At 71.0% G+C, this 25,658-nt stretch carries 26 protein-coding genes, 2 tRNA genes and 1 pseudogene; 14 read left to right on the top strand and 15 right to left on the bottom strand.

Annotated elements, in window-relative coordinates; translation table 11 throughout:
• Positions 1–215 precede the first annotated feature (215 nt).
• Entirely contained in the window at positions 216–689 is a 474-nt protein-coding gene (locus tag RV986_RS32500; RefSeq protein ID WP_475920790.1) for an SsgA family sporulation/cell division regulator, read from the top strand.
• Between the two features lie 15 nt (positions 690–704).
• Complete coding sequence (locus RV986_RS32495) at positions 705–875, top strand: hypothetical protein (RefSeq protein ID WP_475920789.1); 171 nt, start codon at positions 705–707, stop codon at positions 873–875.
• Here the strand turns inward: RV986_RS32495 and RV986_RS32490 are convergent.
• Entirely contained in the window at positions 872–2,287 is a 1,416-nt protein-coding gene (locus RV986_RS32490) for an FAD-binding oxidoreductase (protein ID WP_475924518.1), read from the bottom strand. The genes RV986_RS32495 and RV986_RS32490 overlap by 4 nt on opposite strands.
• Positions 2,288–2,379: 92 nt before the next feature.
• Here RV986_RS32490 and RV986_RS32485 point away from each other — a divergent pair, with 92 nt between their 5' ends.
• Positions 2,380–4,071 (top strand): tetratricopeptide repeat protein, encoded by a 1,692-nt coding sequence (locus RV986_RS32485; protein WP_475920788.1) that lies wholly within the window; start codon positions 2,380–2,382, stop codon positions 4,069–4,071.
• Between the two features lie 74 nt (positions 4,072–4,145).
• On the opposite strand, the gene hppD is transcribed toward RV986_RS32485, so the two are convergent.
• Positions 4,146–5,300, bottom strand: a complete 1,155-nt coding sequence (gene hppD / locus RV986_RS32480) for a 4-hydroxyphenylpyruvate dioxygenase (RefSeq protein ID WP_475920787.1) — start codon at positions 5,298–5,300, stop codon at positions 4,146–4,148.
• Between the two features lie 123 nt (positions 5,301–5,423).
• Here hppD and RV986_RS32475 point away from each other — a divergent pair, with 123 nt between their 5' ends.
• From RV986_RS32475 to RV986_RS32445, 7 genes are all read left to right on the top strand, one after another.
• Positions 5,424–5,894 carry an Lrp/AsnC family transcriptional regulator gene (locus tag RV986_RS32475; RefSeq protein ID WP_475920786.1) on the top strand — a complete coding sequence of 157 codons (471 nt, stop codon included), beginning with the start codon at positions 5,424–5,426 and terminating at the stop codon, positions 5,892–5,894.
• Between the two features lie 22 nt (positions 5,895–5,916).
• The gene (locus RV986_RS32470) at positions 5,917–6,564 is read left to right on the top strand and encodes an ABC transporter permease (protein ID WP_475920785.1); all 648 of its coding nucleotides are present in this window, start codon (positions 5,917–5,919) and stop codon (positions 6,562–6,564) included.
• Between the two features lie 103 nt (positions 6,565–6,667).
• Complete coding sequence (locus RV986_RS32465) at positions 6,668–7,879, top strand: betaine/proline/choline family ABC transporter ATP-binding protein (protein ID WP_475924517.1); 1,212 nt, start codon at positions 6,668–6,670, stop codon at positions 7,877–7,879.
• The gene (locus tag RV986_RS32460) at positions 7,876–8,790 is read left to right on the top strand and encodes an ABC transporter permease (protein WP_475920784.1); all 915 of its coding nucleotides are present in this window, start codon (positions 7,876–7,878) and stop codon (positions 8,788–8,790) included. The genes RV986_RS32465 and RV986_RS32460 overlap by 4 nt, the downstream gene beginning before the upstream one ends.
• 161 nt (positions 8,791–8,951) lie before the next feature.
• On the top strand, positions 8,952–9,839 hold the full coding sequence (locus RV986_RS32455; protein ID WP_475924516.1) for a glycine betaine ABC transporter substrate-binding protein: 888 nt from the start codon (positions 8,952–8,954) through the stop codon (positions 9,837–9,839).
• A gap of 87 nt (positions 9,840–9,926) precedes the next feature.
• Complete coding sequence (locus RV986_RS32450) at positions 9,927–10,535, top strand: ArsR/SmtB family transcription factor (RefSeq protein WP_475920783.1); 609 nt, start codon at positions 9,927–9,929, stop codon at positions 10,533–10,535.
• An 11-nt stretch (positions 10,536–10,546) separates the two neighbouring features.
• Positions 10,547–10,735: a hypothetical protein gene (locus RV986_RS32445; RefSeq protein WP_475920782.1), complete on the top strand. Its 189-nt coding sequence runs from the start codon at positions 10,547–10,549 to the stop codon at positions 10,733–10,735.
• Here the strand turns inward: RV986_RS32445 and RV986_RS32440 are convergent.
• The 6 genes and pseudogenes from RV986_RS32440 to RV986_RS32415 all read right to left on the bottom strand — a co-directional run.
• On the bottom strand, positions 10,732–11,520 hold the full coding sequence (locus RV986_RS32440) for a S16 family serine protease (RefSeq protein ID WP_475920781.1): 789 nt from the start codon (positions 11,518–11,520) through the stop codon (positions 10,732–10,734). The two genes, RV986_RS32445 and RV986_RS32440, sit on opposite strands and share 4 nt — an antisense overlap.
• A gap of 191 nt (positions 11,521–11,711) precedes the next feature.
• A complete protein-coding gene (locus RV986_RS32435) occupies positions 11,712–12,353 on the bottom strand; it encodes an IclR family transcriptional regulator (protein ID WP_475920780.1) in 642 nt (213 codons plus the stop codon).
• A 468-nt stretch (positions 12,354–12,821) separates the two neighbouring features.
• Positions 12,822–14,621 (bottom strand): DEAD/DEAH box helicase, encoded by a 1,800-nt coding sequence (locus tag RV986_RS32430; RefSeq protein WP_475920779.1) that lies wholly within the window; start codon positions 14,619–14,621, stop codon positions 12,822–12,824.
• 121 nt (positions 14,622–14,742) lie between these two features.
• Positions 14,743–15,117, bottom strand: a complete 375-nt coding sequence (locus RV986_RS32425) for a type II toxin-antitoxin system death-on-curing family toxin (protein WP_475920778.1) — start codon at positions 15,115–15,117, stop codon at positions 14,743–14,745.
• Positions 15,114–15,314, bottom strand: a complete 201-nt coding sequence (locus tag RV986_RS32420) for a hypothetical protein (RefSeq protein ID WP_475920777.1) — start codon at positions 15,312–15,314, stop codon at positions 15,114–15,116. The genes RV986_RS32425 and RV986_RS32420 overlap by 4 nt, the downstream gene beginning before the upstream one ends.
• A gap of 46 nt (positions 15,315–15,360) precedes the next feature.
• Positions 15,361–15,669, bottom strand: a pseudogene (locus RV986_RS32415) (MFS transporter); the annotation flags it as partial.
• A gap of 274 nt (positions 15,670–15,943) precedes the next feature.
• On the opposite strand from RV986_RS32415, the gene RV986_RS32410 reads away from it, so the two are divergent.
• From RV986_RS32410 to RV986_RS32395, 4 genes are all read left to right on the top strand, one after another.
• A tRNA-OTHER gene (locus tag RV986_RS32410) sits at positions 15,944–16,041 on the top strand.
• 8 nt (positions 16,042–16,049) lie between these two features.
• A tRNA-Cys gene (locus RV986_RS32405) sits at positions 16,050–16,121 on the top strand.
• 220 nt (positions 16,122–16,341) lie between these two features.
• Positions 16,342–16,740 carry a hypothetical protein gene (locus tag RV986_RS32400; protein WP_475920776.1) on the top strand — a complete coding sequence of 133 codons (399 nt, stop codon included), beginning with the start codon at positions 16,342–16,344 and terminating at the stop codon, positions 16,738–16,740.
• A complete protein-coding gene (locus tag RV986_RS32395) occupies positions 16,733–17,026 on the top strand; it encodes a hypothetical protein (protein WP_475920775.1) in 294 nt (97 codons plus the stop codon). Before RV986_RS32400 ends, RV986_RS32395 begins: the two co-directional genes overlap by 8 nt.
• 122 nt (positions 17,027–17,148) lie before the next feature.
• Here RV986_RS32395 and RV986_RS32390 read toward each other — a convergent pair whose 3' ends face one another.
• From RV986_RS32390 to RV986_RS32360, 7 genes are all read right to left on the bottom strand, one after another.
• Positions 17,149–17,535 (bottom strand): DUF6415 family natural product biosynthesis protein, encoded by a 387-nt coding sequence (locus RV986_RS32390; RefSeq protein WP_475920774.1) that lies wholly within the window; start codon positions 17,533–17,535, stop codon positions 17,149–17,151.
• Between the two features lie 123 nt (positions 17,536–17,658).
• The gene (locus RV986_RS32385) at positions 17,659–18,870 is read right to left on the bottom strand and encodes a helix-turn-helix domain-containing protein (protein ID WP_475920773.1); all 1,212 of its coding nucleotides are present in this window, start codon (positions 18,868–18,870) and stop codon (positions 17,659–17,661) included.
• A 149-nt stretch (positions 18,871–19,019) separates the two neighbouring features.
• Positions 19,020–20,201: an SUKH-4 family immunity protein gene (locus RV986_RS32380; RefSeq protein ID WP_475920772.1), complete on the bottom strand. Its 1,182-nt coding sequence runs from the start codon at positions 20,199–20,201 to the stop codon at positions 19,020–19,022.
• A gap of 202 nt (positions 20,202–20,403) precedes the next feature.
• The gene (locus RV986_RS32375; protein WP_475920771.1) at positions 20,404–20,574 is read right to left on the bottom strand and encodes a hypothetical protein; all 171 of its coding nucleotides are present in this window, start codon (positions 20,572–20,574) and stop codon (positions 20,404–20,406) included.
• Positions 20,571–22,877: a xanthine dehydrogenase family protein molybdopterin-binding subunit gene (locus RV986_RS32370; RefSeq protein ID WP_475920770.1), complete on the bottom strand. Its 2,307-nt coding sequence runs from the start codon at positions 22,875–22,877 to the stop codon at positions 20,571–20,573. The genes RV986_RS32375 and RV986_RS32370 overlap by 4 nt, the downstream gene beginning before the upstream one ends.
• On the bottom strand, positions 22,874–24,613 hold the full coding sequence (locus RV986_RS32365; protein WP_475920769.1) for a (2Fe-2S)-binding protein: 1,740 nt from the start codon (positions 24,611–24,613) through the stop codon (positions 22,874–22,876). Before RV986_RS32365 ends, RV986_RS32370 begins: the two co-directional genes overlap by 4 nt.
• Positions 24,610–25,503, bottom strand: a complete 894-nt coding sequence (locus RV986_RS32360) for an FAD binding domain-containing protein (RefSeq protein WP_475920768.1) — start codon at positions 25,501–25,503, stop codon at positions 24,610–24,612. The genes RV986_RS32365 and RV986_RS32360 overlap by 4 nt, the downstream gene beginning before the upstream one ends.
• Between the last annotated feature and the right edge of the window lie 155 nt (positions 25,504–25,658).

Raw genomic sequence — 25,658 nt, 5'->3', positions numbered from 1 at the left:
CACATCTACCAGACGGGCGCGCCTGTCAGCGGCGCTCCCGCCGTACCCACCTCTTTCGGGCAAGGTTCCGCCACATCCGGTCGCCGCCCGGAACACGGCCTCGGAACGCCCGCCAGAAAACTTCTTCGAACCCGCGTAATGGTTCCGCGTGATCGCGCTCTCCACTCGTACGGGCCCGCTCTCAGGGCCCCGTACCCGAGAGGAAGCGCATCGACATGCACACCGTGGTGGAACGCGAACTCGAGCTCAAACTCGTCCTGTCGCCCGAACACAGCATCGCCCTACCGGCCCGGCTCACCTACCGCTCCGACGACCCGTACGCCGTCCACGTCACCTTCCACATCGGCTCCGCCCATCCCGTCAGCTGGACCTTCGCCCGCGAACTCCTCGTCGAGGGGGTGTTCCGGCCGTCCGGGCACGGCGATGTGCGGGTGTGGCCGACGAAGGTCGCGGGCCGCAGCGTCGTGCTGATGGCGTTGAGTTCCCCGGACGGGGACGCCCTCCTGGAGGCGCCCGCCGCGCAGGTGTCCGCCTGGCTGGAGCGCACCCTGCGGGCCGTCCCCCCGGGCTCCGAGGCCGAGCGGCTCGGCATCGACGACGGCCTCGCCGAGCTGCTCGCCCCGACCCCCGCCGACGATCTGTGGCTGAGCGACCCGTGGCCGTCGGACGAGTCGAAGGAGGGCGAGTGAACCCGCCGGGCACCGGTGCCCTACGGACAGGCCGCGGTCGGCACGGTCTCCGCGGCCGCTGTGCGCGCGGACAGCGCCTGGCGGCCGAGTACGGCGGCCGAGGGAATCAGCAGCAGTCCCGCGTCCGCCGCCCTGCGGGCGCTCGCGCCGGGAGACGCCGTGCGGTTGTCCGCCGCGCCGCCCTAGAACACCTTGCCCGGGTTGAGGATGCCCAGCGGGTCGAACGTCGCCTTGATGCCCCGCTGCATCTCCACCCCCACCGGCCCGAGCTCGCGCGCCAGCCACTCCTTCTTCAGGACCCCCACGCCGTGTTCGCCGGTGATCGTGCCGCCGAGTTCCAGACCGAGGGCCATGATCTCGTCGAAGGACTCGCGGGCGCGCCGGGACTCGTCGGGGTCGGCTGCGTCGAAGCAGACGGTGGGGTGGGTGTTGCCGTCGCCGGCGTGCGCGCAGACGCCGATGGTCAGGGAGTACTTCTCGGCGACGCGGTCGATGCCTTCGAGCATGTCGCCGAGCCGGGAGCGCGGCACGCACACGTCGTCGATCATCGTCGTGCCCTTGACCGCTTCGAGCGCGGTGAGCGACAACCGTCGCGCCTGGAGGAGGAGTTCGGACTCGGCCGTGTCCTCCGCCGGGACCACCTGCGTCGCGCCCGCGGCCTCGCACAGGGCGCCGACGGCGGCGAGGTCGGCGGCCGGGTCATGGGTGTCGAAGGCGGCGAGGAGAAGCGCCTCGGTGGTCTCCGGGAGGCCCATGTGGGCGAGGTCGTTGACGGCCTTGACCGTCGTACGGTCCATCAGTTCGAGGAGGGAGGGCACATGGCCGCCCTCCATGATCCGGCACACGGCGTCGCAGGCGGCCCGCGCCGATCCGAACTCCGCCGCCAGCACCAACTGCTGGGGCGGCTGCGGCTTGAGCGCCAGGATCGCCCGTACGACGATGCCGAGCGAGCCCTCGGATCCGACGAAGAGGCGGGTGAGGTCGTACCCGGCGACGCCCTTGGCCGTACGGCGGCCGGTGGACATGAGCCGTCCGTCGGCGAGGACGACGTCGAGGCCGAGGACGTACTCGGCCGTCACCCCGTACTTCACGCAGCACAGGCCGCCGGAGGCGGTGCCGATGTTGCCGCCGATCGTGCACATCTCCCAGCTGGAGGGGTCCGGCGGGTAGTACAGGCCGTGCTCGTTCACGGCGCGGGAGAGGGTGGCGTTGATGACGCCGGGTTCGACGACGGCGATCCGGTCGACCGGGTTGATCTCCAGGATCCGGTCCATCTTCACCAGCGACAGCACGATGCAGCCCTCGGAGGCGTTGGCGGCGCCGGACAGGCCGGTGCGCGCGCCCTGCGGGACGACCGGGACGCGCAGCTCGGTCGCGACGCGCATGACGTGCTGGATCTGTTCGACGGTCCGCGGCAGGACGACCACGGCCGGGGTGCCCGCCTCGCAGAAGCTCGCCATGTCGTTCGCGTACGAGGCCGTGATGTCCGGGTCGATGAGGACGGCCTCGGCCGGCAGACCGCTCAGCAGGCGGTCCACGAGGTTGCCGGTGACTGCTGTGTCCTCATCGTGCGGGGCTTCGATACGGCTCATGATCACAGGGTCGCACTCGGGGCCATCGGTGTGAACCCCATCCGCGCGGGGCTTGGCCTGCCGGGATGCGGTCTTCATATTGACGCACAGTGAGCGGCATGGAGATCGAAGAGCGACAGCCGGTGCTCACCGGACTGCAGCCTCAGGGGCCCTCCGGACGGCGATCCTCCCGCGTCGCCAAGCGCGTGCTGATCGGCGTGGCCACCGGCGGCGCCGTCCTCGGCGGGGTGCTGGTGCTGCTGCCCTCCACCCGGCACACGGTGGCGCCGCCCGCGCCGGCCCCCGCACCCGCGCCCGCGCTCGGGCCGGGGCCGGTGACGCGGGCGATGACGGCGGTGGGGGCCGGGATGCCCGCCGCGCTGCCCGACCTGGCGGCGCTCATCGGCGACCGCGAGGCCCATCTGCGGGCCCATCCGCGCGACGAGCAGTCCTGGGCGGTGCTCGGCACCGCGTACGTGGAGCAGGGGCGGCGGACGGCGACGCCCGCGTACTTCCCCAAGGCCGAGCAGGCGCTGCATACGTCGCTGGAGGCGAGGCCGAAGGCGAACGCGGTGGCGCTGGAGGGGCTGGCCGCGCTCGCCAACGCCCGCAACGACTTCCAGGAGGGGCGGAAGTGGGGTGAGGAGGCGCTGAAGCAGGCGCCGAAGCGCTGGACGGCGTATCCGCTGCTCATCGACTCCTACACCGGCCTCGGCGACTACAAGGCCGCCCGCGGCGCGCTGGAGAAGCTCCAGGGGCTGCACCAGGGGCCGCCGGTGCTGGCGCGGGCCGCCCAGGTGTACTGGGACCGGGGCTGGCGCGAGGACGCGGGCGCCGCCCTCGTCGACGCGGCGGCGGGCGCGGCGAGCCCGGCCGAGCGGGCGGCGTGCCTGGAGCAGGCGGGGCGGCTGGCGTGGGAGCGCGGGGACCGGGAGGAGTCGCTGCGCTACTACGAGGCCGCGCTGCGCACCGATCCCGACGCGCACGGCGCGCTCGCCGGGCAGGGGCGTGCGCTGGCGGCGCTCGGGCGCACGTCGGAGGCGCTGCGTGCGTACCAGAAGGCGCTCGCCAAGCAGCCCGAGCCGCAGTACGCGCTGGAGCTGGGCGAGCTGTACGAGACGCTGGGGCTGAGCGGGGCGGCGCGCGCGCAGTACGACCTGCTGCGGGCGCGGGTGCGACGGGACGCCACGGGCGGCGTCGACGACGAGCTGGTCCTCGGGCGGTTCGAGGCCGACCACGGCGATCCGGCGGTCGCGGCGCACCGGCTGCGCGAGGAGTGGGAGCGGCAGCCCGGTATCGCCGTCGCGGACGCGCTGGGGTGGGCGCTGCACCGGTCCGGGGACGACAAGGAGGCGCTGACGTTCGCGAAGAAGGCGACGGACAAGGCGAAGGGGGGCGGCGTCCGCAGCGCGCTGTACATCTACCACCGGGGTCAGATCGAACTCGACCTGGACCTGCCGGGCCCGGCCCGCCGCCACCTCGCGGAGTCCCTGCAGATCAACCCGTCCTTCTCCCCCGTCTTCGTCCCCCTGGCCCAGCGGGCCCTGGCAACCCTGGGCGAGCCCCCCGCCGATCCGCCGCCCGACTCGGCGGAGGACTTCGCGGCGGAGGAACCGACGACGACGGAAACGGAACCTGAGGCCGCACACGGGGCTCCCAGCGCTCCGCCGGCCAAGACCGCTCCGGCGGCCCCGGCGCCCTCGACGACGGCGCCGCGCCCGCCCCGTCGCCCCTCGGCATCCTCGGCTCCCTCGGCCCCCTCGGCGTCCTCGACCCACTCGGCGGCGCCGCGGCGCACGGCGGGGCACTGAGGAGGCGCTGAGCGGGCGCTGAGGGGGGCGCGCCGAGGGCCGAGGGGCCGGAGCCCCAGGAACGTGACGGAGCCCTACAGGTTGCCGCGCTTCTCCTGTTCCCGCTCGATCGCCTCGAACAGCGCCTTGAAGTTCCCCTTGCCGAAGCCCATCGAGCCGTGCCGTTCGATGATCTCGAAGAAGACGGTCGGGCGGTCCTGGACCGGCTTGGTGAAGATCTGGAGCAGATAGCCGTCCTCGTCGCGGTCGGCGAGGATCTTCAGTTCGCGCAGCGTCTCCACGGGCACGCGCGTGTCGCCGACCCACTCGCCGAGGGTGTCGTAGTACGAGTCGGGCGTGTCCAGGAACTGGACCCCGGCCGCGCGCATGGTGCGGACGGTCCGCACGATGTCGTCGGTGTTGAGCGCGATGTGCTGGACGCCCGCGCCGCCGTAGAACTCCAGGTACTCGTCGATCTGGGACTTCTTCTTGGCGACGGCGGGCTCGTTGATCGGGAACTTGACCTTCAGGGTGCCGTCGGCGACGACCTTCGACATCAGCGCGCTGTACTCGGTCGCGATGTCGTCGCCCACGAACTCCTTCATGTTCGTGAAGCCCATGACCTTGTTGTAGAAGCCGACCCATTCGTTCATCCGGCCGAGCTCGACGTTGCCGACGCAGTGGTCGACGGCCTGGAAGGTGCGGTGGGCGGGGGGTTCGACGATCGGGGCGGCGGCCGCGTACCCGGGCAGGTACGGGCCGTCGTAGCCGGTCCGCTCGACCAGGGTGTGGCGGGTCTCGCCGTAGGTGGCGATCGCGGCCAGGACGACCGTGCCGTGCTCGTCCTTCAGCTCGTACGGCTCGGCGAGCGGGCGGGCGCCGTGCTCGACGGCGTACGCGAACGCGGCGCGCGCGTCCGGGACCTCGATGGCGAGGTCGATCACCCCGTCGCCGTGCGCGGCGACGTGGTCGGCCAGGAAGTGGCCCCAGGTGGTGGCCGGCTTGACGACGGAGGTGAGGACGAAGCGTGCCGAGCCGTTCTCCAGGACGTACGACGCCGTCTCGCGGCTGCCGTTCTCCGGTCCGGAGTAGGCGACCAGCCGCATGCCGAAGGCGGTGGAGTAGTAGTGGGCGGCCTGCTTGGCGTTGCCGACGGCGAAGACGACCGCGTCCATTCCCTTGACCGGGAAGGGGTCTGCCTGCCGGGCGGTGTCGGGAGTCTGGTGGGTGTGCGCAGTAGTGACGGCCATGGCCGCAGACTCCCTCCGTTCCACAAGGTGCGCAACAGTTTGCGAAAGAGCTGGACAATCTGCTCAGCGCCTTGGCCGGATCGGCGGGCGTTCTGTACAGGATGACCACCCGGGGAGAGCGGCATGGCGATCGATCATCTGGACGGCCGGCTCATCGTGCTGCTGGCCGAGGAGCCGCGCATCGGTGTCCTGGAGATGTCCCGGCGGCTCGGGGTGGCGCGCGGCACCGTGCAGGCACGGCTGGACCGGCTTCAATCGAATGGAGTCATCCGGGGATTCGGTCCGCAGGTGGATCCCGCCGCGCTCGGCTACCCCGTCACGGCCTTCGCGACCCTGCAGATCCGACAGGGACAAGGGCCCGATGTACGGGCGCACTTGACGACCGTCCCCGAGGTGCTGGAGCTGCACACGACCACCGGCGGCGGCGACATGCTGTGCCGTCTCGTGGCCCGCTCGAACGCGGATCTCCAGCGTGTGATCGACCGGGTCGTCGGTTTTGATGGCATCGTCCGGGCCTCCACGGCGATCGTCATGGAGAACCCCGTACCGCTGCGGATCATCCCACTGGTGGAGCAGGCGGCGACCGAGCACTGACCGACGACCGGGGTGAGGTGGCGTGAACTTCTGGGAGTACCTGAGCAGCCACCGCCGGCAGTTGCTCGTGGACGCGTACCAGCACGCCAGCGTGGTCTTCCAGTGCATGGTCGTCGCGACGCTCATCGGTGTCGTGGTCGGCGTGGTCACCTATCGCAGCGGCTGGGCGGGCAGCCTCGCCACGACCACCACGTCCACGATCCTGACCGTCCCCTCGCTGGCCATGATCGGTCTGCTGATCCCGATCGTGGGCCTGGGCGTCCCGCCCACCGTGATCGCGCTGACGCTGTACGGGCTGCTGCCGATCGTGCGCAACGCGATCGTCGGTCTGCGCGGGGTCGACCCCGCGCTGGTGGACGCGGCGAAGGGCATCGGCATGTCGCGCCCGGTCCGGCTGGCGAAGGTCGAGCTGCCGCTGGCCTGGCCGCCGATCCTCACCGGCATCCGGGTCTCCACCCAGATGCTGATGGGCATCGCGGCGATCGCCGCGTACGCCTCCGGGCCCGGCCTCGGCAATGAGATCTTCCGCGGCCTCGCCTCCCTGGGCAGCAAGAACGCGCTCAACCAGGTGCTCGCGGGCACGGTCGGGATCATCATCCTGGCACTGCTGTTCGATGCCGCGTACGTCCTCGTCGGGCGGCTGACCATTCCGAGGGGGATCCGTGCCTGAGACGACGGCCGGGGCGGCGGACGGGACGCCGGGTGAGGCGCCGGGTGGAGCGACGGGCGGGGCGACGGCGCAGACCGCGCACACGTCCACCACCGGCGCCACCATCGAGCTGGAGAACCTCACCAAGCGCTATCCGGGCAGCCGGGACCCCGCCGTGGACAGCGTGAACATGGAGATCAAGGCGGGCGAGCTCGTCGTCTTCGTGGGCCCCTCCGGCTGCGGCAAGTCCACCACCCTCAAGATGATCAACCGGCTGATCGAACCGACCGGCGGCCGCATCCGCATCGGCGGCGAGGACGTCACCGACATGGACCCGGTGAAGCTGCGCCGCAGGATCGGATACGCGATCCAGTCGTCCGGGCTCTTCCCGCACATGACGGTCGCCCAGAACATCGCCCTCGTACCGAAGATGGTCGGCTGGTCCGCTTCGCGGATCAGGGCCCGGGTCGAGGAGATGCTGGACCTGGTCGGCCTCGCCCCGGGCGAGTTCCAGGGCCGTTATCCGCGCCAGCTCTCCGGCGGTCAGCAGCAACGCGTCGGCGTGGCGCGGGCGCTCGCGGCCGACCCGCCCGTCCTGCTGATGGACGAACCCTTCGGCGCCGTGGACCCGATCACCCGCGACCACCTCCAGGACGAGCTGATCCGGCTCCAGCACGAGCTGCACAAGACGATCGTCTTCGTCACCCACGACTTCGACGAGGCGATCAAGCTGGGCGACCGGATCGCGGTGCTGCGCGAGCGCTCGCACATCGCGCAGTTCGACACCCCGGAGGCGATCCTCACCAACCCGGCCGACGACTTCGTGTCGGGGTTCGTGGGCGCGGGGGCGGCGCTGAAGCGGCTCAACCTCACCCGCGTACGGGATGTGGGGATCACCGACTGTCCGACGGTGACCGTGGACGACCCGCTGCAGGAGATCTTCAACAAGCTCAGGCGCAGCGGTACGAACGAGATCCTGCTGCTCGACCGGCGGGGCCGCCCCTACAAGTGGCTGCGGCGCGGCGACCTGATGCGGGCCCGGGGCTCACTGGCGCGGGCGGGCACGCTCGTGCACGACACGGTGACCAGGGACGCCACGCTGCGCGACGCCCTGGAGGCGGTGCTCATCGACAACACGGGCCGGGTCGCGGTGACCGGGCGGCGCGGCGAGTACATCGGGGTCGTCGACATGGAGACGCTGATGAACTCCGTGCACGAGCTGCTGGAGGAGGACCGGCTGGAGGCGATGGAGCACCAGCACGAGCTGGAGGAGGCGCGCGCCCAGCAGACCCACTTCGAGCAGGAGGGTGTCGGCGGCGGGGAGGAGAAGGCGTGAACACACCGCCGGCGGACGAGCGGCCCGAGGGCGAGCACGAGGTCAAAGGGCTCGCGTTCCGGGACGCCGGTCCCTTCCCCGACGAACTTCCGGGCGAGCTTCCCGAGGGCTTCCCCGAGGGCGGCGACGGCCCCGTGGAGCAGGAGGCTCCCCCGCCGGCCGTCACGCTCGAACGCCGGATCAGTCGGCAGAAGCTGACCTTCCTGCCGCTGGCCCTCGCGGCCGTGCTGCTCGCCACCTGGCTCTGGTTCCAGCAGGCCCGGCTGGACCCGATCTCCGAGAACGCGCTGTCGAACGGGCAGGTGTCGAAGGCTCTGTGGCAGCAGATCGAGCTGACCGCGATCTCGACCTTCTTCGTACTGATCATCGCGATCCCGCTGGGCATCCTGCTCACCCGCAAGGCGTTCCGGAAGGCGACGCCGTTCGCGATGGCCCTCGCCAACATGGGGCAGGCCACGCCGGCGATCGGCCTGCTGGCGCTGCTGGTCATCTGGCTCGGCACCGGCCAGAAGGCGGCCCTGATCGGCATCACGCTCTACGCCATCCTGCCGGTCCTCGCCAACACGATCGCGGGTCTGAACGCCAACGATCCGACGATGCTGGAGGCGGCCCGGGGCATCGGCATGTCCTCCCTGGGAGTGCTGTCCCGCATCGAACTCCCGCTGGCCGTGCCGCTGATCCTCGCGGGCGTACGGACGGCCCTGGTCCTGAACGTGGGCACGGCGACCCTCGCCACCTTCGGCGGGGGCGGCGGTCTCGGCGTTCTGATCACCACCGGAATCACCACCCAGCGCATGCCCGTCCTGGTCCTCGGCTCGATCCTCACGGTCTCCCTGGCCCTGCTCGTGGACTGGCTCGCCTCCCTGGTCGAACTGCTGCTCAGGCCACGGGGGCTGGAGGCGGAGTCGTGAGCCGTACGGTCGCGGTGCGCGCCGGAGGACGCGGGCGTCCGGCGCCGGCCGGGAGGCGTACGCGCGTGGCGCCGGCCGGGAAGCGTACGTGCCTGGTGCCGGCCAGGGCACTGGTGGCGCTGGTACTGGCCGCCGGCTGCGGGCTCACCAGCGGCTCCCCCATGGTCGACAACGTCGCGCCCGGCTCGATCGGACAGGGGCAGCCGCTCAAGGGCGCCCATCTGACGGTGACGTCGAAGGAGTTCACCGAGCAGCTGATCCTCGGCGCGATCATGGGCATCGCCTTCCAGGCGGCCGGCGCGGACGTCCTCGACCGCACCGGCATCCAGGGGTCGATCGGCGCGCGGGAAGCCGTCAAGAACGGCGACGCGGACGGCATGTACGAGTACACGGGCACCGCCTGGATCACCTACCTGGGCAACAGCAGGCCCATCGCCGACCCCCAGCGGCAGTGGCAGGCGGTGCGCGACGCCGACCTGAAGAACGGGCTGACCTGGCTGCCGCCGTCCGCGCTCGACAACACGTACGCACTCGCCATGAACCAGGCCAACTTCAAGAAGTACGGCACCAGGACGCTCTCCGAGGTGGCCGCGCTGTCCAAGTCGAACCCCGGCGCGGTCACGCTCTGCGTGGAGAGCGAGTTCGCCAACCGGGCCGACGGGCTGCCGGGCATGGAGAAGGCGTACGGGATGCACGTGCCCGCGAAGAACATCACGCAGATGGACACCGGGATCATCTACACCCAGGTGGCCAAGGGGAGTTGTACGTACGGGGAGGTGTTCACCACCGACGGGCGCATCAAGTCGATGAACCTGGTGGTGATGCGGGACGACAAGAAGTTCTTCCCCAACTACAACGCGGCCCCCGTGATCAACTCCAAGGCGCTGAAGGAGTACCCGGCGATCGCCCAGATCCTCGACCCGATCACCAGGAAGCTCGACAACAACATGGCCCAGGCCCTGAACTCCAAGGTCGACGTCGACGGGGAGGATCCGCATCAGGTGGCGCTGGACTGGATGAAGGCGGAGGGGTTCGTGAAGGAGGGCTGACACCGCCTAACACCGCCCTCGCCATCCAAAGGCATGGTTGCAAAGAACCACTTGCAATGACTTCTTTGCAACGCTACCTTTGCATGCATGCAGGAGCCCCAAGAACCGACGACACCGGCCGCACCCGAACCGGCCACCCGCACGCTCGACGCCCGTTCTCTGCGCGGCATCGCACACCCGCTGCGGATGCAGTTGCTGAACGCGCTGCGGCGCGGCGGCCCGGCCACCGCGTCCCAACTGGCGGCGAAACTGGGCGAGTCCAGCGGGGCGACCAGCTACCACCTGCGGCAGCTCGCCGCGCACGGCTTCGTCGAGGACGCCCCGGAGCACGGCAAGGGGCGCGAACGCTGGTGGCAGGCGGTCGATCAGGCTCTGATCTTCAACAGCGACGAGTTCAAGGACTCGAGTCCCGAGGTGCGCGGAGCCGCCGAGGTGTTCCTGCACGAGGTCGCGAACACCCACACACGTGAGCTGTCGACCTGGATCAGCACCCGGGACGAATGGCCGCCGGCCTGGAACCACGCCACTGACATGAGCGACATGACGCTGCGGCTGACGCCCGAACTCTCCACGGAGCTCGTCTCCAGGATGCGTGAACTCCTCGACAGCTACCGCTCGTTGGAGGCAGCGGAGAACGTTCCCGAGGCCGAGAAGGTCCGTATCCACACCCACGTCTTCCCCATCCACCAGGACTGAGAGGCACGCCGATGACGCACCCCGACACCCACCTCGCCCTGCACCACCTGCGCGCCGCCGACCTCCGCGCCCAGGCCGACGCCCACCGGCTCGCCGCCGAGGCCAGGCGTCCGAGCGAACTCCGTACCCGCCTTGGCTGGACCCTCGTGGAAGTCGGCCTCCGGCTGGCCTCCGCGCCGAGGGCGGCCGTCGCCCACTAACAGCTCGGAACCGAGCCCTTCCCCTTCTCCAGGGCCAGCAGGGAGTCGACCGCGCCCTTCAGCGTGGTCACCGGAACCAGTCGTAGCCCCTTCGGCAGTTCCGACTTGGCGTCCGAGCACTCCGCCTTCGGGACCAGGAAGACCGTCGCCCCGTCACGCCGGGCGGCCTGTGTCTTCAGCGCGACACCGCCCACCGCTCCCACCTTGCCGTCGGCGTCGATCGTCCCCGTGCCCGCGACGGTACGACCGCCCGTGAGGTCGCCGCCGCTGCCGTCGCCGTCCAGTTTGTCGATGATGCCGAGTGTGAAGAGCAGCCCGGCGCTGGGGCCGCCGACATCGGCCAGCTTCAGCGTGACCTTCACGTCGTCCTTCTCGTGCAGATAGGACAGCGCCGCCTGGGTGGCGGTGTCCTGGGACTGCTTCATCTCGGCGGTGTTGTGCTGCTCGATCTCCTTGACGCTGTTCCCGCTCGGGTAGACCGAGTCACGGGGCATCACCGCACGGTCCGTACGGAACCAGCCGTCGAGGACATCACCCAGGCTGACGCTGGCGTCCGGCCCGGTCGCCTCGATCGTCGTCATCCGCAGCTGCCCGCTCGTGGTGCGGGCGGGTGCCCCGCTGATCGTGATCACCGGGTCACCCCTGTTCTCGCCGAGCACGTTCGCCGTCATGCCGGGCTGCGCCACGGAAAAGGGCAGCGGCGCGAACGCCGCCGTGGCGAGCAGGGCCACGACGGGAGCGGCGCAGACGGCGACGGCCTGGAGGCGTGTGAGACGAGAGAGCACGGGATCAATCTAACGTCACCGCTCGGCGCGGCCTTCGTACAGGTCCCGCCGGGCGGTGGTGGAGCGGTGCGGCGCCTCCGGTGGCGGCTCGATCCCGATGCCCGGGGGGCGCGGTGCGTGCGCCGTGGGCGCTCGGCGCGCGGCGGCGTGGGGCGATGTGGGGCAGGGCAGGGGCCGGCTGTCGGGGTCCGTCAGCGCAGGGCGTCCGCGACCTCCCGTGCCGCGTCCACCACCCGCGGCCCCACCCGCTCCGGTACGGAGTCCGCGAGCATGACGACACCGACGCTGCCCTCGACGCCGGTCACGCCGATGAGCGGAGCCGCGGCACCGCTCGCGCCCGCCTCCAACTCCCCGTGCGTGAGCGTGTACCCGGGGTCGTCCACCGGCGCCTGCCGGGCGGTGAGGATGGCGCGGCCCGCGGCACCCCGGTCGAGCGGGTGACGGAACCCGGCCCGGTAGGCCACGTGATAGTCCGTCCACGTCGGCTCCACGACGGCGACGGCAAGGGCCTCGGTCCCGTCGACGAGCGTGAGATGAGCCGTCGCCCCGATGTCCTCGGCCAGTGCGCGCAGCGCGGGCAACGCGGCCTCCCGTACCAGCGGATGCACCTGGCGGCCCAGGCGCAGGACGCCCAGCCCGACCCGGGCGCGGCCGCCCAGGTCCCGGCGTACGAGTGCGTGCTGCTCCAACGTGGCGAGCAACCGGTACACAACGGTCCGGTTGACTCCCAGTTTGTTCGAGAGCTCGGTGACGGTCAGCCCGTGATCCGTGTCGGCGAGCAGCTTGAGGACGCGCAGTCCCCGGTCGAGCGTCTGAGAGGTCTCCGCGGTCACGACGCCCACTCCTTAGTGGTGAGGTCGGCGGCCCCCTCACGGCGGTTGCGTCACCGAGTCCCGTCGGCGACGCGCTTCAAAGGCCGCCGTCGGCTGACGACCCGGGTTCTTCCCGGGCGGAGTCGCTTCATGGCTGCGCTCCGCGGCGGCGCTGCCACGGTGCGTGTGCGTAGCGGGACAGTAGCGAGCTGGTTCGCTCAGCGGAAGTCTCCGTCCAGAATCCGGGCATGGGCTGGTGCGGACTCTTTGCCTTTGCGGTACTTCTGTCCCGATACGCACAGCGCACACGACACGGCGTACACGACCCCTGCACACAGCGCACACGCACACGAACGCGCCCCCGAAAGGGGCGCGGGGCGCTGACATCATGCGGCTCCGCCGCGTGGCCGCGACCAGCCACAGGCGGTCCGCAGCCGAAGCACAACCAGCGCCCCACGAACCGCGACCGCCCAGGCCCAGCGCCCAGCGTCACCGCATCCGGGTGGCCCACTCCTGCACCTTGGCGATCCGCTGCCGCAACTGCCCCGCCGTCGCCTCCGCGCTCGGCGGCCCACCGCACACGCGCCGCAGCTCGGTGTGGATCACGCCGTGCGGCTTGCCGCTCTGGTGGACGTACGCGCCGACCATGGTGTTGAGCTGTTTGCGGAGCTCCAGCATCTCCTTGTGCGAGACCACCGGCCGCCGCTCGGCGGGCAGTTCGAGAAGATCCGCCTCCTCGTCCGGCTTCTTGCGGCTGTGCGCGATCTGCCGCGCCTGCCGCTTCTGGAGCAACAACTGCACCTGGTCGGGTTCGAGCAGCCCCGGAATCCCGAGGTAGTCCTGCTCCTCCGCGCTCCCGGGGTGGGCCTGCATCCCGAACTCGGCGCCGTCGTACAGCACCCGGTCGAAGACGGCCTCGGACTCCAGCGCCTCGAAGGAGAACTGCTCCTGCTCCCCGGTGTCCTCGTCCTGCTCCCGGTTCGCCTCCTCCATCTCCTGCTCGGACTCGGCGTACGGGTCCTCCTCGCCCTCCTTCTTGGGCTTGTCGAGGACGTGGTCGCGCTCGACCTCCATCTCGCCTGCGAAGCCGAGGAGGTCGGGGACGGTCGGGAGGAAGACGGAGGCGGTCTCGCCGCGCCGCCGGGACCGTACGAAACGCCCGACGGCCTGTGCGAAGAAGAGCGGCGTGGAGATGGTGGTGGCGTACACGCCGACGGCGAGCCGCGGCACGTCGACACCCTCGGACACCATGCGGACGGCGACCATCCACCGGTCCTCGCTCTGGCTGAAATCGTCGATCCTGTTGGACGCGCCGGTGTCGTCGGACAGGACGAGGGTCGCCTTCGTCCCGGTGATCTCACGGATCAGCTTGGCGTAGGCGCGGGCCGAGTCCTGGTCGGAGGCGATGACGAGGGCGCCGGCGTCCGGGATGCCCTTCCTGACCTCGGTCAGCCGCTGGTCGGCGGCGCGCAGCACGCTGGGCATCCACTCACCGCGCGGGTCGAGCGCGGTGCGCCAGGCCTGCGAGATGGCGTCCTTGGTCATCGGCTCGCCGAGGCGGGCCGCGATCTCGTCCCCCGCCTTCGTACGCCACCGCATGTTGCCGCTGTAGGAGAGGAAGATGACGGGCCGCACGACCCCGTCCCCCAGAGCGGACCCGTACCCGTACGTGTAATCGGCGGAGGACCGCCGAATCCCGTCGTTCCCTTCCTCGTACGTCACGAAGGGAATGGGATTGGTGTCGGACCGGAAGGGCGTACCGGTGAGCGCGAGCCGACGGGCGGCGGGCTCGAACGCCTCAAGACACGCCTCGCCCCAGGACTTGGAGTCACCGGCGTGGTGGATCTCGTCCAGGATGACGAGGGTCTTGCGCTGCTCGACGCGATTGCGGTGCAGCATGGGCCGCACACCCACACCCGCGTACGTCACGGCGATGCCCTGGTACTCCTTGCTGAGCGGCCCCGCGCTGTACTCGGGATCCAGCTTGATCCCTATCCGCGCGGCGGCCTCCGCCCACTGCTTCTTCAGATGCTCGGTCGGGGCGACCACGGTCACCTGCTGCACGACGTGGTGGTGCAGCAGCCAGGACGCGAGCGTCAGCGCGAACGTCGTCTTGCCGGCGCCGGGCGTGGCGACGGCCAGGAAGTCGCGCGGCTGCTCCTGGAGGTACTTCTCCAGCGCCCCCTGCTGCCAGGCACGCAGCTTGCTGGCGGTGCCCCAGGGGGCGCGGCCGGGGAAGGCGGGTGAGAGGTGGTGCGAGGAGGCGGCACTGGCGGCGGTGGTAGTCACGGTCTCCGTGGGGTGGTCGGGCGGGGCGGCTCGGCTACGTATGACAACCGGGCCACCCTACCGGCGCCCCGCACGTATCAACGCCCCGACGACACCGGGTCACCCACGGATGGGACCCAGCTCACAGATCCCGCAACCGTCCGGCGATCACCCCGACACCGCTCTCCACACCGGCCGCCACGTCGATGACCAGGGCGTACGCCGCGTCCTGGTCGCAGCCGGCGAGATCCACTCCGCCCAGGGCGAGAAACGTGGCGGCGGCGAGCCAGGCGGTCCGCTTGTTCCCGTCGACGAGCGGGTGGTTGGTGGCGAGCGCGTGCAGCAGCGCGGCGGCCTGCTCGTACAGGTCGTCATAGGCGGCGACGCCGAGCATACGGGCGCGGGGCCGGTGCACCGCCGAGGCGAACAGCCCCGGCTCCCGCACCTCGGGATCCCGCCCGCCGAAGGCGATCCGGGCGATGTCCGTCACCTCGGCGACAGTGAGGTGACGGGTCATTGGCCGAGCCGCTTCAGAAGGTCGGCGTGCTCCTGCGCGAGCCGGGTGGCGAGGGTGCGCACACGCGTGCCCTGCTCACCCAGGTACCGGCGTACGGCCTCCTCGGCGACCTCCTCCGGCAGGCGGTCCTGCGCGTCCGCGAGGTCGTCGAGGGCCTGCGCGAGGGCGGGGTCGAGGCGGAGGGTCAGCTGTTCCATGGGGCTACGGTAGGGCTCACGGACCGCCGGCTCGACAGGATGGCGATCACCGCTCCCGTACCCGCGCCGTCGCCCACGCCCCCACCAGCGCCACCCCGGCCATCGGCAGGAACACGGCGGCGAAGCCGGCGGGGTGGGAGCCGGTCGCCGAGGTGGCCGTGTCCGTGACGGCGCCGCCGCCGAGGGCCACGAACGCCGCACCGCCCGCGGCGAGCAGCAGCACGGTGGACAGGCCGTCGGAGATCTGCAGCGCGGCGGAGTTGGCACCGACCTCCTCCGGCACCGAGAGGCGCAGCAGCAGCAGCAGCAGCACGCTGGTCAAGGCGATCACCAGCCCCATCCCGTAGCAGCCGAACACCCCTCGCCCTCGGGCGGGGCGGTCGCGGCATCACGTGCTTCCAGCGCTGTCATGGCCGCCAGCGTAAGGGCCACGACTGACAGTGACTCCTGTCCGAAGACCGTGATCGCCTGGGCCTTTGGTCGTACGCCCCAGGTCCGGGAACCGGCATTCATGAACGGCGTATGGCAGTCCCGTTGCAGCGCCCCCGCACCCCTTGAGCCCGCCCTCCGCCCCGCCTACGGTCGACCCATCAGGTTCGGAACGAGTGAGCCGTGCCGCACCTGAGAACGGCCGTGTGCCCGAGTGGTTCAGGGGCTCGCCTGCGCAGCATCCATCAGCGGGCTCCGCCCGCGGGGAGTTACGTGGGTCCGATTCCCGCCACGGCCGTTACGTACGGCCGTGTGCCCGAGTGGTTCAGGGGCTCGCCTGCAAAGCGAGTTACGTGGGTTCGAATCCCGCCACGGCCTCTATGGCCTTGACCAGGCAAAACGAAGGGGCGGCACCCTCGTGAGGGTACCGCCCCCTTGTGCGTCCGTCTCAGTCTTCGTCTCAATTGCACCCCCATCGTCCCCCCTTGGCGCAACGAATGAGCGAATGGGGAGTCCGACAAGCTAGTGGGGCGGCACAATCTGTAGCACCAGTCAATGCGCCGCAGTCTGCGCCATACACCTTGGGGGAAGGTGAGACATGGATCCGTGGATCTTTGAGTTGATCCTCGCAGCATTGGCATTCACAGCTGCGGCCAGCAGCTCCGCAGTACGCAGCATCCTGCGCACGATCTTTCGGCGCCCGCGAGCCACCACAGTGATCGTGGAGGTAGACGGTAAGCGGCTGGAGTTCACCGGCACGCAAGCCGCCCAAGACTTCATCGACCGGTGGTTCACGGAGTCGGAGTCGGAGTCGGAGTCGGATTCCAGGGCTGCCAGGCCCAAGGGCGGGAGCGTCAAACGCCAAGCGCCACCCCGGACGCGAGAACGAAGTGACTACTGGAGTCGCAGGTATAAGAGGACCAAGCGCGGCACGGAGAGGGTCACGAAGCGCAAGGACGAATCCGAGGTTGTTGCGGGGGGCGAGGTAGATGAGTGAGAGCGTCACAAACGCCGTGACAGGTGCCGCTGACGCTCCGACGATATCTGCTGCGCCAAGCACCTCGACCCAGCCGGTAATAACGACGGTTACCGCCCACTTCAAGCTGGTTTTTCTCTGCGTGACGGTAATAACCGTTCTCACGCTTTTGGCCAGCCTCTACATCGGAATCTTTGTGGAGAAGCCAACGGAGGCAGCAAAGTCGGCCATGAGTACCTGTTCAACGCTTGCCAACCTTGGTTTCGGAGCAATGGTTGGCCTTCTCGGAGGCAAGGCAGTGCAGTAAGGGGCAACTCAGTGCGCGGCATGCGTCGCACTGAGCCGCACCTCTCATTCCCAGATGAGCCCGTCAACCTGACGTGCGGATCTATGATCATCTCTTGGCAGTACCGGCACACGGGTGCGGGGCTACTCATGCTCGCCCCCGAGTTCTGTGTGGTGGTCCGTGAGGGCTTTGACGGACCGTGCGAGCCCCTGAGCATGCGCTACGGCGGCCGGGAACGTCCCGTTGGAGGGCTCCAGCCTCAGCCGCATACGAGCCTCTGCGATGCATGCCAGCGCGCATGCTCGCTGTACGTCTCCGTCCGGCCGTTTGATGGCGGCCGTCTCCACCTCCGGAATGGCCAACATGAGGTGTCCCCGCAGCAGGAGAGTCAGGGTCTCCAGTTCTTCCAGGGAGGGGAGTTCGGCATCCTCAGCCAGCAGACGCGCGGCCGTCTCGCGCATTGTCTGAACATCGATGGGAGTGATCGGCTCGGGCTTGTGTTCGGGTGCACCCTGCGCGATGGCGTTCACGCTGTCGACTCCTTGCAGTCGGCCAAGCTCCGGGACCGTTGGCGCGGTCGCCGGAGCGCAGACCTCCATGCAATCGACTTGTCAAGGGTGCTTACAGGGACGCAACGTCCTAGTTCTTGCGCCTTAGTCGGCAACCCCGAGGAACTCGGCCAACGACCGGAGTCCCGGCGGATGGTTGGGAAGTGACCACAGATCACGCACGATGGCTACGGCCAACGTGTGGTGCTGCATCCACGTCGATGCCACCTTGCGCAGGGATTCCAGGGTCTTCACAGCCCCTGCGGCATCCCCGATGTCCGTGTGGGCTCGGGCCACGTCCAGGAGCAGCCACGTACGCCACGATGGCGGGGTGTCCTTGCTCAGCCGCATGCCCTTGGCGAGTGACAGTGCGTCCTGCGGGTGGCCGTACTGCACAGCGAGACGCACACGCTCAATACGGACTGACGACGGGCTGAACACACTCACCATGCGGTTGTCCCCGCCGGACGGGAGCTTGGAGACTCGGCCGGCCTCTTTCTCCGCACTCCCCATCATGTCCGCCGCACGGTCGTAGTCACCGCTCCGCGCCGCTGACGTTGCAGCGCTCATGGTCAGTCCGCCCCAGACCTTCAAGCCGTCAGCCGTCCCGGTACGGCCTGCGTTCGCCATGTCGTCGGCAGCACGGAGAGCGATGGACAACGCGTCCTCAAGACGCCCTTGCCGCTGGTAAGCCCACGCTGTGGAGTTCACGATCATGGGCAGCAGAAGCGGGTCGGAGGACTGTCCCGCAGCCTCTATCGCGCGTTCCAGGCTGATCAGCGCAAGGTCTGTCTTCCCCATCCGCACGGCGACGTGTCCGGCAAGCTGAAGCACCTTGCCCAGAGCGGCGAAACCCGTCTTACTGTCATCCTCGTCGGCTGAGGCAGTAACAGCACGGGCGTCCGCGATCAGGTCCGGGAGTGCCTTCATGACGGTGTCGAACTCGGCCGAGTGGTACTGAGTCCAGCCGTCCGCGATCTGCTCACGGAGACGGTCCAGCGAGAAGTAAGCCCCTGGCGGATCGGGCTGTGGTCCCCAGAGCGTGGGCATGATGGCACGCCGTACGGCCACGAACCGGGGTCCGTCGTTCTCCCCTGTGGAGACGGCCGGAGGGTCCCCCAGCAGCGTCGTCAGCTCCACACCGAGACCGTTCGCCAGGGAATGAAGCGTGGGCAGGCGCGCCGAGTGCTTCTGTCCCTGTTCAAGCTGACGGATCACGTCAACAGACACGTCCGAACGTTCCGATAGTTCGTCCTGTGTCAGTCCTGCCAGACGGCGGAGACGGCGCAGGGTCCGGCCCAGGTCTTCGTTTGCCACCCTGCCACGGTACGCGGACCTGCGAGAGGCGTACCAGGCACTCAGGGCGAGTGAGCCGTTCGGCTACTGCCCAAGCCCCTGGAAGCCCTACGCCACGGCCTCTGCAAGCGGTTGGGCCCTGTTCGGGCCCTTCCCCGCGGCTCCCGCGCTCAGAGCACCCCGCCCGCCTCGTCCTCGAACATCTCCGGCCAGTAGCGCCAGCCGTCGTCGCCCGGCAGGGACGGGGTCGGGTCGCAGGCGACCGGGTCGACCGTGGCGAGGGTCTGGGCCATGGTGGCGGCGAGCTGTTCGTAGGATTCGGTGAGGTCGTGGGTGGCGTCGAGCGCCTTCTCGCGGTGCAGCAGCCAGAGGGTGAAGGCGAGTGTGGAGATGTCGGCGTTGAGCGGGCGCAGGGTGATGTCCGGCTCGCTCCAGGCGAGGACCGCTCCCGTGGTGCCGTCCACGACGAGGCTGGTGTCCTCGATCAGGTAGCCGAGGCGTATGAGGCGGTCGGCCGTCGCGGGGAGTTCGTCGGCGGAGAAGTCGTCGGGGCGCTCGTCCGCGTAGTAGTCGGCGAGGGCCGGCAGCGGCACCTCCGTGTCGAGCTGGAAGAGGAGGCCGTCCTCGGGCAGGCCGGTCTCGCGCAGGAAGCGACGGGTCGGCTCGTGCACGAGCGCGGGCGGGAAGTCGACGTCCTCGAAGCGCATGATGGAGCCCGCGCCGAACTCCTCGTCCAGCAGCCGCTTGGGCAGGTCGAGGACGAGCCCCTCGCCGGGGCCCGCGATCCGGGCCAGGGGGCGGATCAGCGCGGCCATCCGCCAGTACGGCGCCACCTCGTCGCCGGCGCCCGTGCCCGCCTCGAAGACCGCGGCGAGCGACTCGGACGCCTCCGAGACCGCCTTCGGGCCGAACCGGCCCGCGTAGGACGCGAACCGTCCCCGGGCCGTCATCAGTTCCTCCGTCGCCGCCGCGAAGCGCAGCAACGCCTCCAGGGAGGGCGCCAGGGGCGAGAGGTCCATCAGGGAAGGCTTGGAGTAGTGGAAGTACGTCGTGCCGACCTCGCCCGTCGCCCCGTCCAGGACGATCGACTCCAGGTCCCGGCCGAAGGTCCGCAGGGCTCCGACGACCAGCTGGTCCTGGAGCTCCGCGGCGAGTTTGTCGGCGTCGCCCGCCAGGTCGGCGACCCTGCGCAGCCCGTGCTCCCGCAGTGCGCCGAACCTCAGCAGCGTGCCTTCGGACGGCAGTCCGGGCCCTGTCAGCCACTGCCGTGTGCTCTCGTGGGTGATGTACGGATGCAGCTCGTCCTCGGTCAGCGTGATCGCGCCGACGACATCGGTGTCAGTCGTGCTCATGGCTCCCCCGCGCATGTGAACGCATTTGTGCTTCCCGCGAGGAACATCCCGCCGCCCAGCGGCAGTTCCCCACTGACCGAGAACCATACGCCGCCCCACTGACAACGCCGGAAACCCGCAGGCACACACGGCGTACAACCCGGAAACACACGGGTTCAAGCCATCGGCGTCACCCACGGACGCGTACCGCCGCCGGTCGGGATCAGGTGAGGTACACGCCGCCCAGGACGACCGCCAGGGCCGCCACGAAGAACAGCAGGACCCAGATCATCAGCTTCCCGACACTGGGCGGGGGCTCGAAGCGCGGCTGTTCCTGCTGTTCCCGCTGTTCCTGCTCGCTGCTGAGCGTGCTCTCGGGCGTTTCCCTGGTCATGAGGTGGTCACCACCGCGGCTTGCGGACGGATCGGGAGGCGGTTGACCGGCCGGCCCGTCGCCGCCCGTACGGCGGACGCGACGGCCGCCGGGGACGTCACCACCGGCACCGCGCTGACCGCCTTCGCGCCGAAGGGGGCGACGACGTCACGCTCCTCGACGAGTTTGACGATGCGGATGTCGGGGGCGTCCAGGGCGGTCGGGAGGGCGTAGCCGGTGAGGTCGGGGTGGCGGACCAGGCCGCGCGCGGTGCGCAGGTTCTCCGTGAGGGCGGCGCCGACACCCTGCGTGACACCCGCTTCGATACGGGCCGTCAGCTGCGCCGGGTTGAGGATCCGGCCCACGTCCTGGGCGAGCGCCAGCTCCACCACTCGTACCGAACCCAGTTCGATGTCGACGTCCACCACCGCGCGGATCGCGCAGAAGGCGAGGCCCACGAACGCGTCGCCCTGTCCGGCCGCGTCGAGCGGTTCCGTCGGGTGCGGGCGGCACTGCGCGGTCGCCCACAGCTCCTTGCCGTCCATCGCCTCGGTGACGGTGGTCGAGAGGACACCGTCGTACGACGTGATCTTGCCGTCGGTGATCTGCAGCAGCTCCGTGGACATGCCGAACTTGTGTGCCAGGGGCTGCAGCAGCTGCGTACGGACCATCTTCGCGGCGCGTTCGACCGCTCCGCCGGACACCCAGGTGTGGCGGCTGCGGCAGCTCGGGCCCGCGGGCGGCTGGTCGGTGTCGACCGGCGCCACGTGCACCTCGTCGATACCGAGCGTCTCCTGGACGATCTGCCGGGCCAGCGTGGTGAAGCCCTGGCCGGTCTCGACGGCCGCGCAGAGCACCGTGGCGACACCGTCGTGGACTTTCACCGTGGCCGTGGAGACCTCGTCCGCGCCCTCGGAGCCGAGCATGTGGACCATGCCGAGGCCGTAGCCGACACCACGGCGTACGGCGCCGGGTTCGCCCGCGCCCTCGGGGCCGCCCGGGAGCAGCCACTCGTCCTCGGGGGTGTCCTTGGGGAGCGCGGGCAGGGGGTAGTCCCGCACGGCCTGGAGCAGTTCGGCGACCGGGGCCGGGCAGGTCACCGTCTGACCGGTGGGAAGCACGTCCCCGGTGGCCATCGCGTTCTGCAGGCGCAGTTCGGCGGGGTCGAGGGCGAGCTTCTTGGCGAGCTTGTCCATCTGCGCCTCGTAGGCCGCGCAGACCTGCATCGCGCCCTCGCCGCGGACATGGCCGGAGGGCGGGTTGTTGGTGCGGACGGCCCAGCCCTCGATGAAGGCGTTCGGGACGACATAGGGGCCGCAGGCGAAGGAGACCGCGGCGGCCAGCGACTCGGCGGACGTGTCGGCGTAGGCGCCCGCGTCCAGCAGGATCTGCGCCTCGACCTTCACCAGCCGGCCCTCGGTGTCGGCGTGGTGGCGGTAGCGCAGGAGCGTGGGATGCCGGTGGGCGTGGCCGAGGAAGGACTCCTCGCGGGTCGCGGTGAGCTTCACCGGGCAGCCGGTCTGCAGGGCGAGCAGGCCGAGCGGGAGTTGGAAGCCCTGGTCCTCGCGGTCGGCGGTGGCGCCGGGCACCCCGGTGACGACGACCTTCACCCGCTCGGGCTCCAGGCCGTAGCAGGCGGCGGCGGTGTCGCGGTCGGTGTGCGGGTCGGTGGAGGCGATGTAGAGCTCGACGCCGCCGTCCGGGCGGGGCACGGCGAGACCGGCCTCCGCGCCGATCGGGGCCGGGTCCTGGCGGCCGATGCGGTACAGGCCCTCGACGACGATCTCACCGACCGCGTCCGGGTCGCCGTGGCGCAGCGGGATGTGCCGGATCAGGTTGCCGTCCGGGTGCAGGGGTTCGGCCTCGAAGGCCTGCTCCGGGTCGGTCACCGGGTCAAGGAGCTCGTACTCGACGATGACGGCCGCCGCGGCCATCCGCGCGGTGTCCGGGTGGTCGGCGGCGACGGCCGCGATGGGCTCGCCGTGGTGGCGTACGACCTCGGAGGCGAACACCGGGCGATCCGCACGGCCGCGGCCGTGCAGGGCCGCGCCGGGCACGTCCTCGTGGGTGATGACCGCCCGTACGCCGGGCATCTCGCGCGCGTGGCTGGTGTCGATGGACACGATGCGCGCGTGCGGATGGGGCGATCTGAGGACGGCCGCCCACAGCAGGCCCTCGGCCCACAGGTCGGCCGCGTACGGGAAGGTGCCCTCCGTCTTGGCCCGGGCCTCCGCGGTGGGCAGCGACACGCCGAGCCCGTGCGGCAGCGGCTCGGTGCCGGTCTCGGTTGCCGCGGCAGTCGCGGTCGCGGTCTCGTTGCTCACGCCTGGCCTCCGTCCTGGCCGTACGGCTGCTCATGCGGCGCCTGGGAGTCGTACGCGGAAGGGTCTTCGTACGCGGCTGGGTCGGCGTACGCCGAGTGGTCCTCGTACGCCGACGGGGGCTGGTACGCCGACGGCGGCGAACCGGGCGACACGCCCGGGGACTCGAACGCCGACGGGTTGACGCCGCCCGCTCCGGGACCCGCCTGGTGCGGGATGCGTGCCTCGCCCGGGTCCGGCGCGGCCTCGGCGGCGGCCGCGCTGTGCGCCTCGCGTTCGGCGACGACCTCGCGCACGGCGTTCAGGACCCCGCGGTAGCCGGAGCAGCGGCACAGGTTGCCGCACAGCGCCTGGCGGGTCTCCAGCTCGGTGGGGGCCGGGTTGCCCTCCAGGAGGTCGTGCACGGTCATGGCCATGCCGGGGACGCAGAAACCGCACTGCACCGCACCGCACTTGGCCAGCGCGCGCTGCACGTCCGAGGGCTGTCCGTCGGCGGCCAGGCCTTCGACCGTACGCACCTCGCTGCTCGCGGCGGTGACGGCGGGCACCAGGCAGGACGCCACGAGCCGCCCGTCCACCTGCACGTTGCAGGCTCCGCACTCGCCCTGCGAGCAGCCGTCCTTGGCGCCGGCGAGGCCGAGGCGCTCGCGCAGGACGTAGAGCAGCGACTCGCCGATCCAGGCGTCGGTCACGGGGCGGTCGGCGCCGTTGACGCGCAGGACGTAGGAGGCCAGGGGGTGTTCGTCGTGCGGGGGCGGCGCGGCGGCTTCCGGGTCGCCCGTGTCCGCCACGGGGGCGGCGGAGTCGGGCCGGTCCGGCGCCGGGGCTTCGGGGTGCTCCGCGGGGTCGTCCGGAACCGCTTCCGGGGCTGCTTCCGGAACCGCCGTCGAAGCCGCCGCCGGAGCGGACGCCGGGGCCGGGTCGGAGTCCGGTTCGGGCCCGTTCGGGGTCCGGTGCGCGTCGACCGGGGTCGGCGTGGGCCCGGCGACCGGCTCAGGAGCCCCGTGAGCGGCCCCTGTGGGCGTCTGGGCGGCCTCGGCGGGCGATTCTGCATGCGTGGGCCGTACGGGCCCCACGGGGGCCTCAGGGGCCTGAGGAGCCTCGGGGGTCGTCGCCCTCGGCGCGGCGGACCAGGGCTCCCCGATGGTCTCCGTGGTCGCCCAGGGCGCGGCCGCGCCGCCCGGGAGCGTGGCGGGCGGCGTGCCGCCCCACTGCTCGACCAGGGCCGACGTGGTGAACTCGCCCGATTCGTCCGGAAGGTCACCGCCGGCGACCGGAATCGACCACTGCCCGGTGACGTCGTGTCCGGACGCATCGGTCGCGTGACGTCCGGAGGCGGCACCCTCCTGGGCCACCTCCCCGAAGTCCCACTGCCCGGTGGCGCCGGGGTGGTACGAGAACCCGTCGTGCGCGCTCTGCTGATGCCCGGCCGCGGTCTGCCCGTGCCCGGCGTCCTGGTGTCCCGCGTTCGGATCGGGCCACCGGACCGGCTCGGCCGGCGCGCCCCAGGGGTCCGTCGCCCCGGCGTCGGCCGCCGGGGGCGTCACGGCGATCTGCGGGGGCACATAGCCGTGGCCGGGCGCCGCGAGCGGCTCACGCTCCGCCAGAAGTGCCTCGATACCGCCCTCGGGGAGCTTGACGAAGGCGGTGGCGCCGTCGTCGTAGTCACCCTGCGGGAGCGGGTCCCACCGGCCGCTGCTGCGCTGCGGAGCGCCCTCTTCGTGCTGGTCGTCGGTCACGACAGTGCCCTCCCCAGTGCTCGTCGGGCCAGCGCGGCGACGGTGCGCCGCAGGTGCAGTACGGCGGGCGGAAGCTGCTGTACGGAGCCGTCCTCGGCGGGGACGGGATCGGGGATGCAGGCCGCGGCGACGTACTCCCCGAAGGCGTTGAGCGCCTCCGGGACGATCGCCCGGCTGTTGTCCCAGTCGATCAGCTGGGCGACCCATGCCTCTGCGTCCAGGGGCCGCAGCGGCATCGGCGCTATGGCACCGACGGCACACCGCACCCCGCGCCGCGCCGGGTCGAGGACGAGCGCCACGGACGCGAGGGCGCGCCCGGGTCCGGTGCGTCCGGTCGCCTTCAGGAAGACCTGCGGCGCGTGCAGCAGCGGCACGCGCACGTAGCCGATGAGTTCGCCGCCGCGGAGCATCTCCATGCCCGCGAGCAGGTGCGACACCGGGATCTCACGGCGAGCCCCGCCCGGGCCCGCGATGATCAACGTGGCCTCCAGGGCGGCCAGTACGGGCAGCGCGTCCCCCGTGGGGGCGGCCGAGGCGATGTTGCCGCCCAGGGTGCCCGCGTTGCGGATCTGCGGCGGCCCCGCGGCGCGCGCGGCGGCGGCGAGCGCGGGGATGAGGGCCGCGAAGTCGGGACGCCCCATGCGTGCGTGGGTGAGGCCGGCGCCGAGCAGCGCGTGGCCGTCCTGGTACTGCCAGCCACGGATCTCGCTGATCCGGCCGAGACCGACGAGCGCGGCGGGCCTCAGCTGTCCGGAGTTGACGGCGGCCATGAGGTCGGTGCCGCCGGCCACGGGAACGGCGGCGGGCATGGCGGCCAGCGCCGCCACTGCCTCGTCCAGCGAGGCGGGCAGCGTCACGGCCTGCGCCGCCTGCGGTGCGTGCGTGGTCAAACCGGCTGCCCCTTCCCGCTGCCCCACCTGGTCCCACCTGTGTTGCGCGTACGGTACGTGCTGACAGGGCGGACGTGGCAACTCTGGCACATCTTCCCGGGCCCTCGACGCGGGGGTCCGCTAGGAGGCATTCGCCCCCTCACCAGGGAGATGGT

The organism is Streptomyces sp. RLA012 (genome assembly GCF_056270325.1).
This window is presented reverse-complemented; position numbering and strand designations above follow the sequence as displayed.